This window comes from Aeromonas sp. s6, assembly GCF_040907815.1.
Taxonomy (GTDB): domain Bacteria; phylum Pseudomonadota; class Gammaproteobacteria; order Enterobacterales; family Aeromonadaceae; genus Aeromonas; species Aeromonas caviae.
Genome location: NZ_JBFOCN010000105.1, coordinates 22,985 through 35,880, shown reverse-complemented (window position 1 = coordinate 35,880; position 12,896 = coordinate 22,985). Strand labels below are relative to the sequence as shown.

Here is a 12,896-nt window from a genome sequence, read left to right as displayed (position 1 = left end):
CACCGGGCGCCCTTATTTCAGATAGGAGCGCAGTACCCTCACCACCTGATCCAGATCCTCCAGCCGCTCGGCATGGGTCGTCTCCTCGGCGCCAAGATGCTCGCGCATGTGTCCCTCCAGCACCTCCAGCATCAGGCCGTTGACGGCGCCGCGGATGGCGGCGATCTGCTGCAGGATGGCGGCGCAGTCTGTTTCCTGTTCCAGGGCGCTCTCCAGGGCGCCGGTCTGCCCCTTGATGCGCCTGACCCGTGCCAGCAGCTTCTTCTTGTCGTGAACCGTGTGTGACATCCAGGATCCTCTCGATCAATAAAACTATACTGGGGTATAGTATATAGCATCCTCGTTTTCAGGAGAAATCCATGCCATCCCTCGCCTCATCCCACTGCCACCACCCCGTCGTCCACGAAGGGAATCCCCTGGCCGAACAGAAGACCCGCTGGGCCGTGCTGCTCACCGTCGTCATGATGGTGGCGGAGATCGGTGGCGGCTGGTTCTACAACTCCATGGCGCTGCTGGCCGATGGCTGGCACATGAGCTCCCATGCCCTGGCCCTCGGCCTCTCGGTGCTGGCCTATCGCGCTGCCCGCCACTTCGCGCGGGATCACAGGTTCAGCTTCGGTACCTGGAAGATAGAGGTGCTGGGGGGCTTCAGCAGCGCCCTGCTGCTGGTGGGGGTGGCGGGGTTGATGCTGTTCGAGTCGGTGGCCAGGTTGCTGGACCCCAGCCCCATCCATTATCAGCAGGCGATCGGCATTGCCCTGCTGGGCCTGCTGGTGAATCTGGCCTGTGCCTGGCTGCTCAGGGACGATCACGACCATCACCATGGTCACGACCACCATCACGGTCATCACGACCACTCGCACGATCACCACCACGGCCATCAGGATCTCAACCTGCGCGCCGCCTACCTCCACGTGCTGGCGGACGCGGCCACCTCGGTGCTGGCGATTGTGGCGCTGGTGGGAGGCATGTTGTGGGGGGCGGACTGGCTGGATCCCCTGATGGGCATCGCCGGGGCCGTGCTGGTTGCGGTGTGGGCCAGGGGGCTGCTGCGTGATACCGGGCGCGTCTTGCTGGATGCGGAGATGGATGCGCCCCTGGTGGACGAGATCCGCGAGGTGATCGCCGAGCTGCCTGGCGCCGAGATCCGCGATCTGCACGTCTGGCGGGTGGGGCAGACGCAGTATGCCGCCGCGATGTCGTTGCAGATGGCGACCCCGGTCCCGGCACAGGCGATCCGCGAGCGCCTCGCCATCCACGAGGAGCTGGTGCACCTGACCATCGAAGTGTCTGCCGACTGACGCCCCTGGCGGGCGTCAGCGGGGAGGCTCGCTCCCCTGATCCTGCCAGAGGGAGCCCAGCATCAGCCTCAGCAGCAGTCCCGGCGGGTCGTCGAGCAGGCGGCCCGGCTCCAGCAGCAGGTGCCCGTCGGCATGAAAGCCCAGGCTGGCGTGAACCTTGCCTTCCTCGCCACACACCTGGAGGAGGCCGTTCAGGGAACCCCCCTCGCCGGGTTGACAGCGCAGCCGCAGTTCCCGTGGTTCCCCCAGCAGGGTGAAGGCGCGGGCGAGGGGCGGGCTCTCTTCATAATCCGGCCAGTTGAAGAAGTGATAGCGTTCGGCGAGCACGCCGGCCTGCTGGCAGAACTGATCGAACAACTGGGCAATGCCCTGATACTCCTGGTCCAGCCGCCTGGCCTGCTCCTCAATCCGTTTCATCACCCAGCCCCCTCTATCCATTTGATTGGACATTGATTTCGTCACTCGCTCCCCTCTTCCCGCTGGTATGGGCCGAAAGCGGTGCCAGGTCTGTGAGCGCGATCGAGTTTTCGTTATGAAAACGTTATCTTGTTGATGCGGATTGGTTTTTTTTGCCCATCCGCTCACATTTACGGCAATTCCCGCTGATTAATATGACACCGCTCGGCAATGACCGGGTACTCGGATATCGAGACTAACTACAGCGGGAATTATAAAAAAATGGATATGAAAAAGACCAAAGTGGCGCTGGTAACAGCCTCACTGCTCGCGCTTTTGTCAGGCTGTAACGACAACAGTTCTTCTGCTCCTGCCCCTCAGGATGAGCCCGTCGCTCGTCTTCCCAACGTCCAGCCCCCGGCCGAACTGCTGACGGCCGGCCCTGACGAAGCGGTCATCGCCCTGGTGGATACCCAGACCAGCGCGGCGCGCGGTGTCACCGGCCCGTTCGCCAGCCACAGCCTGCACCTGTGGAACAACGACGCCTGCAACTCGACCTCGGAGGGCGGCCTCAACACCGGTTGGGATGACAAGAGCAAGACGCCGTCCGCGGCGGACAGTTTTGGTCCGGCCTGGGTCGTGCCGCTCTCCAAGATGGAAGGCTGCATCAACTTCATCGCCCGCAACGGCGATCTCGCGAACCTGACCGGCAGCGACATGAAGGTGGTCTTCAACGATCACCCGGATCGCACCGTGGCCATCGTCGCCGGCAAGAACGAGATCTTCGGCAGCCGGGCGGAAGCCTTCACCGCCGCCTTCGGCGTGGCGGGGGCCAGTGCCCATCTCATCGACGACAACACCCTGATTTGGCAAGGGGGCAAGGACAAGCCCTATGTGCGCCTCTACTACACAGAGTCAGGCACCATCACGGCAAACAGCGAGGGCGTATTCGATTTCCCCTACCTCAAGCTGACCCCGACCAGCCTGACCGAAGAGCAACAGGCCAAATACCCGCACCTCAAGGATGCCGCCGCCTTCGCCCTGCCTGCGGGGAAAGATCTCAAGCCCCTGCTCAAGGGTGAGCTGGTCGCCATCGGGACCGATGCGGACGGCATCCTGCAGGGGGCGACCCTGGTGCAGAGTGCCGGTGCCCTCGATGCCCTTTACAGCGAAGCGGCCACCAAGCTGGCCTACGGCGCCGTGGTGGAGGGAGGCAATGTCACCTTCCGGCTCTGGGCACCGACCGCCAAGTCGGTCAAGCTGGCGCTGTTCGACGAGCAGCACAAGTTGCTTGGCGAGCGCGCCATGACTCTGGACGAGGTCAGCGGCAGCTGGAGCGTGCAGGGGGGCAGCGATCTTGTCGGCAAATACTACCGCTACGACATTCAGGTCTATCACCCGGTCAGCCGCAAGCTGGAATCCTATCAGGTGACCGACCCCTACTCCTTGAGCCTGGCGATGAACTCCGAGTTCAGCCAGGTGGTGGATCTCGACGATCCGGCCCTCAAGCCGGAAGGCTGGGACAGCCTCAAGGCGCCCCACAGCCAGAAGAACCCCGCCGACATCACCATCTATGAGGCCCACGTCCGGGATCTGACCGGCAACGACGAGTCGACGCCGGTGGAGCACCGCGGCAAGTTCCTCGGACTGACCGACAGCGACAGCGTGCCCGTCACCCACCTGAAATCCCTGGCCAAGAGCGGCGTCAGCCACCTGCACCTGCTGCCGGTGTTCGACATCGCCACCGTCAACGAGGACCCGGCCAAGGTGGCCAACATCGGCGATGACTTCAGCAAGCTGTGCGAGGTCAATCCCGAGGTCAAGAACTCCAGGTTTGCCAGCCACTGTGGTGGCGGCGAGACCATCGAAGCCGTGCTCGGTGATCTGCAAGCCAGCGACAGCAAGGAGAACCCCGTGGTGCAGGAGCTGTACGGCTACCTGCGCGGGGTGGACTCCTTCAACTGGGGCTATGACCCCTACCACTACACCACCCCGGAAGGCTCCTACGCCACCAATGCGGAGGGGACGACCCGGATCAAGGAGTTCCGCGAGATGGTGCAGGCCATCAAGCAGAACATCGGCATGAACGTGGTGATGGACGTGGTCTACAACCACACCAACGAAGCGGGTCTCGGTACCAAATCCGTGCTCGACAAGATTGTGCCCTGGTACTACCAGCGCCTCAATCCGGAGACCGGTTCGGTGGAAAACTCCACCTGCTGCTCCAACACGGCGCCGGAACACGCCATGTTCGCCAAGCTGATGGATGACTCTCTGGTCACCTGGGCGCGGGACTACAAGATCGATGCCTTCCGCTTCGACCTCATGGGCCATCACCCGAAAGATCAGATGGTGCAGGCCCTGGCCGAGGTGAAGAAGGTCAATCCGGACATGTACTTCTACGGCGAGGGGTGGAACTTCGGCGAGGTACAGGATGACAAGCGCTTCGTACAGGCGACCCAGAAGCACCTGGCCGGTACCGGCATCGGCTCCTTCTCCGACCGGCTGCGTGATGCGGTGCGCGGCGGCAGCCCGTTCGACGGCGGCGAAGCCATTCGCAAGACCCAGGGCTTTGGCAACGGCGCCCTGGTGGATGCCAACGAGCTGGACGGCGTCGATCTCGCCACCGCCCTGCATCAGTCCGATCTGGTGCGCCTCGGCATGGCGGGCAACCTCAAGGAGTTCGTGCTGACCGACAAGGACGGCATACCGAAGAAAGGCTCCGACATCGACTACAACGGTCAACCGGCGGGCTATGCCCAGGATCCGACCGAAATCCAGAACTATGTCGACAAGCACGACAACCAGACTCTGTTCGACAACCTGGTGTACAAGGCACCCGCCGGGGCCGACCTGGTGCGGATGCAGGGGGTCTCTCTGGCGACCGCCATGCTGGGTCAGGGCATTCCCTTCACCCACGCAGGTGTCGAGCTGCTGCGTTCCAAGTCCATGGAGCGGGACAGCTACGACTCCGGTGACTGGTACAACCGGGTCGACTACGGCTTAAGTGACAATAATTTTGACAAAGGGCTGCCGCGCAAGGACAAGGACGAGGCCAACTACGAGCTGATCGAGCAGGTGCTCGGCCAGCACGCCAAGCCGGGTTCGGCCGAGATGCATCAGATGGTGAACTTCTACCAGGAGCTCTCCGAACTGCGTCAATCCTCTCGTCTGCTGCGTCTTGGCAGCGGCGCCGAGGTGATCAAGCGGGTCGACTTCCGCAACACCGGCCCTGAGCAGATCCCGGGTCTCATCGTGATGAGCGTGGATGACGGGGTGGGCGCCGGTGCGGATCTGGATCCGGCCATCGACGGCCTGGTGGTGATGATCAACGCCACCAATCAGCCCCAGAGCATCGGCGATTTCCGTGACGGCAAGGATCAGCCCATCGATCTGACCGGCATGGTCCTGAGCGGTGCCCACCGTGACTCCGACAGCATCGCCAGCGGTGCGGCCAATGACAGCGGTCAGCTGACCCTTGGCGCCTGGTCGGCGGCGGTGTTCGTCAAGCCGCAGAGCGGTGCCCAGGGCGCGGGGCTGCCGGTGAGCAAGAAGACGGATCTGAGCACCTTGCCTCCCTTCGGTGACACCGAGGTGTTCGTGCGCGGTTTCCTGAATCAGTGGGATCCGGTCAACAAGATGAACTTCAGTGGCAACTTCACCTATGAGTTCACCACCGAGGTGACGGCGGATCAGCTGGGGTCGACCCAGGTGAAGATCGCTGGCAACGAGTGGAGCGGCCCCGTCAATTACGGCAAGTGCAGCGATACCGACCAGCTTGCGACCGGCCAGGTCAATACGCTCTGTGCCAATGGCGGGGATCTGCCGTTCAACGTGGAGAAGGCTGGCACCTACAAGTTTGTCTTCACCGCCATGAACAAGGACAAGCCCACCCTGAGTGTCAGCTACACCGAACCGGCGCAGAGCTGCAAGGTGCTGGATACCGTCGCGGGCAATCCGCTCGGCTTCCCGCTCTATGTGCGCGGCAGTCTGAGCGACTGGAACGCCCAGCCGGCCTACCAGCTGAGCTACAAGGGGATGGAAGGCAACCTCGCCATCTATCAGGCCGCCTTCAACTACGCGGGCAGCTTTGACTTCAAGTTTGCCAACGACGATGGCAACTGGAGCAAGCAGTTCTTCGTGAAGGATGCCGGTGGCACCCTGATCGCACTGGAGCCCGAGCAGGTTTACCCGCTCCAGCACGGCGACGGTGGCATGGGCAACAACAGCATCACGCTGGAACAGGGTCTGTGGAGCTTCCTGGTGAAGGTTGACCCGACCCAGACTTCCGGCGAGGTGGGCAGCGTCATCATCCAGGAGTGCAGCGCCAAGTAAGTCTTTCCCATCGAGCCCGGGGCTGGCTCGGCAGCCCCGGGTTGAATTCCGCCTCGCCAAGGGCGGGATAACACCGAGAGAGTAAGCAAAGCGCGACTGCCGACCGGCAGCCGCGCTTTTTCTTTGCTCGTGGGCGAGGCAATAAAAAAGCCGCCCCGTTGGAGCGGCTGTTGGTTGTGCAGTTTACGGCCGGCCTAGCGTTTTCGCAGCAGGCGCAGAGCGTTGGCGGTGACCAGGGCGGTGGCGCCGGTGTCGGCCAGCACCGCAATCCACAGGCCGGTGATGCCGAGCAGGCTGGTGACCAGGAAGATGGCCTTGAGCCCCAGCGCCAGCGCGATGTTCTGGTGGATGTTGGCCAGCGCCGCGCGGGAGAGCCGGATCATGGCGGCGACCCCGCCGAGCTGGTTGTGGGTCAGCGCCGCATCGGCGGTTTCCAGCGCCACGTCGGTGCCGCCTCCCATGGCGATGCCGATGCTGGCCCGCTTCATGGCCGGTGCGTCGTTGATGCCGTCGCCGATCATGGCCACCTTGCGGGTGCTGGCGAGCTGGCTTATCTCCTCTACCTTGCCTTCCGGCAGCAGGCCGGCGCGCCAGCCCATGCCGAGCTCGGTGGCGATCGCCTCGGCGGCGCGGGGGTTGTCGCCGGTCAGCATGATGCTCTGCAGGCCGAGCTGGTTGAGCTCTTGCAGCGCCGCAGCCGCTTCCGGCCGGATCTGGTCGCGCAGGGCCAGCAGGGCGGCCGGGGCGGCGTCGGGCTGACCGAGCACCACGACTGTCTTGCCTTGCAGCTCCAGGGCGGCGACCCGGCCCCGTGTTGCGTCATCGAGGGAGGCGACCCGACTCGGCGCCAGCAATTGCCAGAGGGCGCCGTCGATGCGACCCTCTACCCCCATGCCGGGCAGGGCGCGCAGCTCCTGGGCTGCCGCCAGGGCAAGACCCCGCTTCCCTGCCGCCGTCACCACGGCGCGGGCCAGCGGGTGGTGGGAGCCCTGCTCGATGGCCGCCGCCAGTGCCAGCAGGTCGGCCTCAGGCTGGCCATTGAGGCTCACCAGTTCGGTCAGCTGCGGCTTGCCCAGGGTCAGGGTGCCGGTCTTGTCAAAGGCCAGAGTATCGATGTGGGCGAGGCGCTCCAGCGCGGCGCCCCCCTTGATGAGGGCACCCTGCCGGGTGGCTGCCGCCAGTGCCGAGGTGACCGCCGCCGGGGTGGAGATGACCAGGGCGCATGGGCAGCCGATCAGCAGCAGCGCCAGCCCGCGATAGACCCACTCGTCCCAGCTCTGGCCGAAGGCGAGCGGCGGTACCAGCACCACCAGCAGGGCAACCAGCATCATGGCCGGGGTATACCAGCGGCTGAAGCGGTCGATGAAGCGCTCGATGGGCGCGCGCTGGGTCTCGGCCTCCTCGATGAGATGCAGAATGCGGTCGATGGCGTTGTTGCCGGGCTCGGACACCACCTCGAGGCGCAGCACCCGATCCGCCGCCAGGCTGCCGGCGGGCACCTTGTCACCCTGATGGCGCTCCACCGGGATGGATTCGCCGGTCAGGGCGCTCTCGTCAAAGGCGCCGAGGGGGTCGAGCAGGCGGGCATCGGCGGCCAGGCGGGCGCCCGGGGCGATTTCGATGATGTCGCCGGGGCGCAGCTGGTCGGCAGCGACCTCTTCGCGCACCTCGCCCTCGGCAGTGGTGCGGATGCGCAGCGCCTTGTCGGGCACCAGCGCCATCAGGGCGGTGACCCCGGCGCGGGCGCGGCCAGCAGCGTAGGCCTCCAGATGTTCGCCCAGCATGAACAGCAGCAGCACCATGGCCGCTTCGGCGGTTTCACCGAGGAACAGGGCCCCCACGGCGGCGACCGTCATCAGGGTCTCGATGGCGAAGGGAGAGCCGCTTCTGGTCAGTGCCCACGCCTTGCGGGAGATGGGCCACAGTCCCCAGAGGGTGGCCAGGGTAAAGAGCGGCTGACCTAGCTGGGCCGGCAGCAGGGCCGCCACCCCCATCAGGCCGGCCAGCGACAGGGGCTGCCAGTATTTGCCGAGCAGGTTACTGACCCTCTGCATCAGCGGGCTGCGGCCCGGTTCGCTGCGAGCCGTGTTCTGAGCTCCCCCTTTGAGCTGGAAGCCGGCGGCCAGCACGGCGGCGGTAACGGGGTCGGGGGAGAGGCCGGGGGCCAGATCCACCACCAGCTTCTCGGTGGCGAACAGCACCCGAGCCTGCTGTACGCCCTCCACCCGGCTGACGGCGGTCTCTATCTTGCGGGCACAGCTGGGACAATCCATGCCCAGCACCTGCCAGCTATGGCGGCGGCTGTTCTGCTCGGGGGGCGTCAGCGGCGGCTCGGTCGCGGCGGCCGTGTGGGCGTGCCCCTGCTCATGATGATCGTGGTCGTGGTCGTGGGCTGTGTCGGTGGCGCAAGCGCCTCTGGGGGGCTCTTCATCACCCGGGCCGTCTGCGCCACTTTGCCCCTGATGATCGTGGCGGGTCGGGTTGGCGACACCACTGGCCTGTGCCCCGTTGTCGCAGCAGTGGCTGGTGTGGCTGTGCCCGGCCTCTGGGGTGGCGGCCTTGCTGACGGCCTTGATGGGGGCGGCGGCGTGTTGATGGCTGCAGCAGGATTTGCTCATGATGCGTTCCTCTTGAGGGATCCCGCCCCTGCGGGATCCTGGATGACTGCGCCGAGTGTAAACCTTGGTGTAAAGTCCAAGGTCAAGCCCTCTTCTCCTCTTTGTCCGGGTCCATGTCAGTGGCCGCTGATCTGCCTCTGGAGCAGGAGGGATGCAAAGGGATGCCAAATCCCTTTCATTAGCGGGTGTTTGTCATCCCGTGGCGGGCCTATACTGGGGACCCTGGATCCCACATCAATCATCAAGGACCTAACATGAGCAATACCGTCACCCTGCAAGGCAACCCCGTCTCCGTCTCCGGCCACTTCCCCGTTGCCGGTGAGCAGGCCAAGCCCTTCTCCCTGGTTGCTGGCGATCTGTCCGATGCGACCCTGGCGACCTTCGCCGGCAAGCGCAAGATCCTGAACATCTTCCCGAGCGTCGACACCCCGACCTGCGCCACTTCCGTGCGCAAGTTCAACGAGCAGGCAAGCGCCCTGAACAACACCGTCGTGCTGTGCATCTCCGCCGACCTGCCGTTCGCCCAGGCCCGTTTCTGCGGCGCCGAGGGTCTGGACAAGGTGGTGAACCTCTCCACCCTGCGTGGCGTCTCCTTCCTGCAGGACTACGGCGTGGCCTTCTCCTCCGGCCCGCTGGTGGGTCTGGCTGCCCGTGCCATCGTGGTACTGGATGAGCACGACAAGGTGCTGCACAGCGAGCTGGTGGCCGAAGTCGCCGACGAGCCGAACTACGCCGCCGCCCTGGCCGTTCTGTAAGTCGCGCCACAGGCTGATTGCCTGACGGCCTGCCCCGTTCACACGGGGCAGGCCGTTTTTATTGCGCTCCCGAACCTTTTACTTATGGGGTGGGTCTGGCTAGACTTCGCCTCCACATCCTCGTTCAGCCTGTATCTGCGATCCCCATGACGTTTGACGAACTCGCCCTTGACCCAGCCCTGTTGCCCCTGCTGCCCGCAGCGCTGGAAAAACCGACCCCCATTCAGCAGCTAGCCATTCCTGCTGCCTTGTCAGGACGGGATCTGCTTGCCCTGGCCAGGACCGGCAGTGGCAAGACCCTGGCATTCGGCCTGCCGTTGCTGCAGAGGCTGGACGCAGCCAGCGACCGGGTACAGGGATTGGTACTGGTCCCCACCCGGGAGCTGGCAAGCCAGGTGAGCGCCGCCCTGCAGGAGATTGCCGACGGGTTGGGGGTGCGCCTTCTGACCCTGTGTGGCGGGGTGGCCCAGGAGTGGCAGGAGCGGGAACTGGCTCTCGGCCCCCAACTGCTGGTGGCGACCCCCGGACGGTTGCGGGACTTGCTGGCCCAGCAGACGCTGGGGCTGGGTGCCCTGCGCATGCTGGTGCTGGATGAAGCGGATCGCCTGCTGGAGATGGGGTTCTGGCCCGACATCCAGTGGCTGATGAAGGCGATGCCGGAGGCGCGGCAGCAGATGCTCTTCTCCGCCACCTTGCCGGTCGAGCTGGAGAGCCTGGCCTCGGGCCTGCTGCAGGATCCGGTGCGCATCGAGGCCGAGCTGCTCAACAGCCTGGTGAACGACATCGAGGAGCGGCTCTATCTGGTCAACAGGAGCAGCAAGGTGCCTGCGCTGATCGCCCTGCTGGAGGCCGGAGAGTGGCCCCAGGTGCTGGTCTTCATCAGTGCCAGGGACGACGCGGACGGGGTGGCCAAGAAACTCGCCAGGGCTGGCATGACGGTGGCAGCCCTGCACGGAAACAAGGATCAGGCCACGCGGGAGCAGGCGCTGGCGGATTTCAAGGAGGGCAGGGTGCGGGTGCTGGTGGCCACGGATCTGATGGCGCGCGGCATCCACGTGGAGGCATTGCCGGTGGTGATCAATCTGGATCTGCCGGAGCATGCGCCCGTCTACGTGCATCGTATCGGTCGTACCGCCCGTGCCGGGCAGAGCGGTCTGGCCATCTCCCTTACCTGCCACGGTGATGGGGAGGCGCTCGAGGGGATCCGGGCCCTGACCGGTCGGCCCCTGCCCCTGGCGGCGCTGGCAGGTTTCCCGGTGACCGACAAACCCGCCAGCGGGGAGAGCAAACGGGCGCCAAGAGACAAGCAGGCGAACCGTCGCACCCAGGGCAAGCGCAGCATCAAGCAGTTCAAGGGCAAATCCTGAGACGGACTTCTTGCCCCCGGCGGGAGCCTGTCGTCGTGAAGGAGAGGAGAGATCGGCAGCGCGCCCGGGGGCGCGCCAAACTACACGGCAAGGGGGTCAGTCGTGGAACTGGTTGATCAGGCGGGAGAGGTTTTGCAACCGCTCCACCAGCAGGGTGATGCCATCGAGGGCTTGACGGCTGTTGTCCGCGGTGTGGCTCGCCAGTTGGTGGATCTGGTGGATCCCCTGATCCAGGGTGCTGGTGACATCCGCCTGCTGGCTCACCGCCTGGGCTATCTCGTCGCTGGTGTGGGTCACCCGGGCCAGCATCCGGTTGATCTGGTCGAGCACCTCGGCGGTGGCCCCCATGTGCTGCTGGCAGAGCACTGATGTCTGGGCCCCCTGCTCCATGCCATCGGACAGTTGCCGGGTGCTCTGTTGCAGCGCCCCTATCATGTCGCTTATCTCGCCGGTGGAACTGCGGGTCTTCTGGGCCAGGGCCCGTATCTCGTCGGCCACCACCGCAAAGCCGCGCCCCTGTTCACCGGCCCGTGCCGCCTCGATGGCCGCATTGAGGGAGAGCAGGTTGGTCTGATCCGCAATCTGCCCGATCACCTCCAGAATGCCGTTGATCTTCTGGCTGTCCTGGGTCAGGCGCGCCAGCACGCCCTGGCTGGCGTCCAGCTCCTGATGAAGCCTGTCGACCGAATCCCGGGTGGTGGCCAGCGCCTGCTGACCACTGGCGGACACCTGCTGGACCTCGCCCACCAGCGCATTGGCCTGGTGGGCATTGTCAGCCACATCGCGGATGGACTGGCTCATCTGGGTGATGGCCGCCGCCAGTTGCTCGCTCTGGGCCCGCTGCTGTTGCAGGTGGGTGTCTATGGTCTGGATATGCCCCCTGTCATCCTCCGCCGCCTGCAGGATCTGTTGGTTGGTGTCCGCGCTGCGACCCACCACGGCGCGCAGCTCCGCCTTCTTCATGCGCAGCAGCAGTTCAAGGGCGGCCAGGCTGTCCTGACGCCTGGCATAGAGTACCTGGCAAAGGGCGCTGCCCTGCTCCTCGCCCGCCATGGCCAGCAGTCTGGCCAGCCGCCGTTGCAGATGCCAGCCATGCCCCATCTGGGCCAGCAAGCAGAGCAGGGTGATGACGCCCCACCCCGGCTGGCCGGTGACCAGACTGGCCCCCATGCCGAGCAGGGCGGTGCCAGAGAGCAGCAGACACAGCTGCCCCGGCTCCAGGGTCAGCCGGGTTAGCCAGGGCAGTGCCTTGCCGTCACGGATCCGGGCATAGAGCTGCTCTGCCCAGGCGATGTCGTGATCCTGGGGACGGGTGCGGACAGACTGGTATTCGATGATCTGCTGCTGATCGTTGAGAATCGGCGTGACGTAGGCGTTGACCCAGTAGAACTGACCACTCTTGGCGCGGTTCTTTACCAGCCCCATCCAGCTCTTTCCTTGTTGCAGGCGGCGCCACATGTCGGCGAACGCGGCCTTGGGCATGTCGGGGTGGCGGACCAGATTGTGGGGCTCCCCTTCCATTTCGGTCGCGCTGTAGCCCGCCACATCGCAAAAGTGCTGGTTGGCATAAGTGATGTGACTGGCGGGATCCGTGGTCGAGATCAGTGAGATGTGATCGGGGAAACGGATCTCCCCTTCGTGCCGGGTTGTGGTCATGTGCGCATCCTGAATGAGCCAAGTAACTGATAAAGTTATTTTTTATATTTGTGATTGTTACGGCGTCATTGTAGATGCGGACTGTTACACCACCTTGGCTTGGGTCAATAAATCAACACGGGAAAGGCTGAAAAAAGTCGTAGATGGCGGGCTCAGCCGCGGGGAGTGAAGTCGTGGATCTCCCCCGTCCTCGGTTTGAAGCGGGGGTCATTGTCTTCTGCGCTGGCGACCCAGGCCATGGCCTGGCAGAAACTCTCCTGCTTGGCGAAGGCATCCCGGGCCTGATCGATGGCTCGTTCGGCATTGCGCCGATCCATCTTGCTGGCCTTGCGGTCGCTGAACTGCTTCTGCTGGCTCAACATCCATTCGAGGAAGGCCTGGCGGCATTCGGTTTCATCGGCGGCCTTGGCGGGAAGGGCAACAAACAGGGCAATCAGGAGCAGAGCACGCATGGCAGGATCGGATCAC

The 12,896-nt window shown here is 64.7% G+C and carries 9 protein-coding genes; 4 read left to right on the top strand and 5 right to left on the bottom strand.

The window, feature by feature from the left end:
• Positions 1 to 12: 12 nt before the first annotated feature.
• Positions 13 to 288 carry a metal/formaldehyde-sensitive transcriptional repressor gene (locus AB5Y50_RS16515; protein WP_049635952.1) on the bottom strand — a complete coding sequence of 92 codons (276 nt, stop codon included), beginning with the start codon at positions 286 to 288 and terminating at the stop codon, positions 13 to 15.
• Between the two features lie 71 nt (positions 289 to 359).
• Between AB5Y50_RS16515 and dmeF the strand changes: the two genes are divergently transcribed.
• Positions 360 to 1,301, top strand: coding sequence for a CDF family Co(II)/Ni(II) efflux transporter DmeF (gene dmeF / locus AB5Y50_RS16510; protein ID WP_053288129.1), 942 nt, complete (start codon positions 360 to 362; stop codon positions 1,299 to 1,301).
• Positions 1,302 to 1,316: 15 nt separating this feature from the next.
• Here dmeF and AB5Y50_RS16505 read toward each other — a convergent pair whose 3' ends face one another.
• The gene (locus AB5Y50_RS16505) at positions 1,317 to 1,718 is read right to left on the bottom strand and encodes a hypothetical protein (protein ID WP_041211001.1); all 402 of its coding nucleotides are present in this window, start codon (positions 1,716 to 1,718) and stop codon (positions 1,317 to 1,319) included.
• 261 nt (positions 1,719 to 1,979) lie between these two features.
• Here AB5Y50_RS16505 and pulA point away from each other — a divergent pair, with 261 nt between their 5' ends.
• Positions 1,980 to 6,032: a pullulanase-type alpha-1,6-glucosidase gene (gene pulA, locus AB5Y50_RS16500; protein WP_103261701.1), complete on the top strand. Its 4,053-nt coding sequence runs from the start codon at positions 1,980 to 1,982 to the stop codon at positions 6,030 to 6,032.
• Between the two features lie 194 nt (positions 6,033 to 6,226).
• On the opposite strand, the gene AB5Y50_RS16495 is transcribed toward pulA, so the two are convergent.
• Positions 6,227 to 8,650: a zinc/cadmium/mercury/lead-transporting ATPase gene (locus AB5Y50_RS16495; RefSeq protein WP_053288130.1), complete on the bottom strand. Its 2,424-nt coding sequence runs from the start codon at positions 8,648 to 8,650 to the stop codon at positions 6,227 to 6,229.
• Positions 8,651 to 8,904: 254 nt separating this feature from the next.
• Between AB5Y50_RS16495 and tpx the strand changes: the two genes are divergently transcribed.
• Both tpx and AB5Y50_RS16485 read left to right on the top strand, forming a co-directional pair.
• Entirely contained in the window at positions 8,905 to 9,405 is a 501-nt protein-coding gene (gene tpx / locus AB5Y50_RS16490; protein ID WP_010672853.1) for a thiol peroxidase, read from the top strand.
• Between the two features lie 146 nt (positions 9,406 to 9,551).
• A complete protein-coding gene (locus AB5Y50_RS16485) occupies positions 9,552 to 10,772 on the top strand; it encodes a DEAD/DEAH box helicase (protein WP_043155843.1) in 1,221 nt (406 codons plus the stop codon).
• Between the two features lie 96 nt (positions 10,773 to 10,868).
• Here the strand turns inward: AB5Y50_RS16485 and AB5Y50_RS16480 are convergent, their stop codons facing one another.
• Positions 10,869 to 12,428, bottom strand: coding sequence for a PAS domain-containing methyl-accepting chemotaxis protein (locus AB5Y50_RS16480; RefSeq protein ID WP_042864414.1), 1,560 nt, complete (start codon positions 12,426 to 12,428; stop codon positions 10,869 to 10,871).
• Positions 12,429 to 12,580: 152 nt separating this feature from the next.
• On the bottom strand, positions 12,581 to 12,880 hold the full coding sequence (locus AB5Y50_RS16475; protein WP_049635948.1) for a hypothetical protein: 300 nt from the start codon (positions 12,878 to 12,880) through the stop codon (positions 12,581 to 12,583).
• Positions 12,881 to 12,896: the final 16 nt, after the last annotated feature.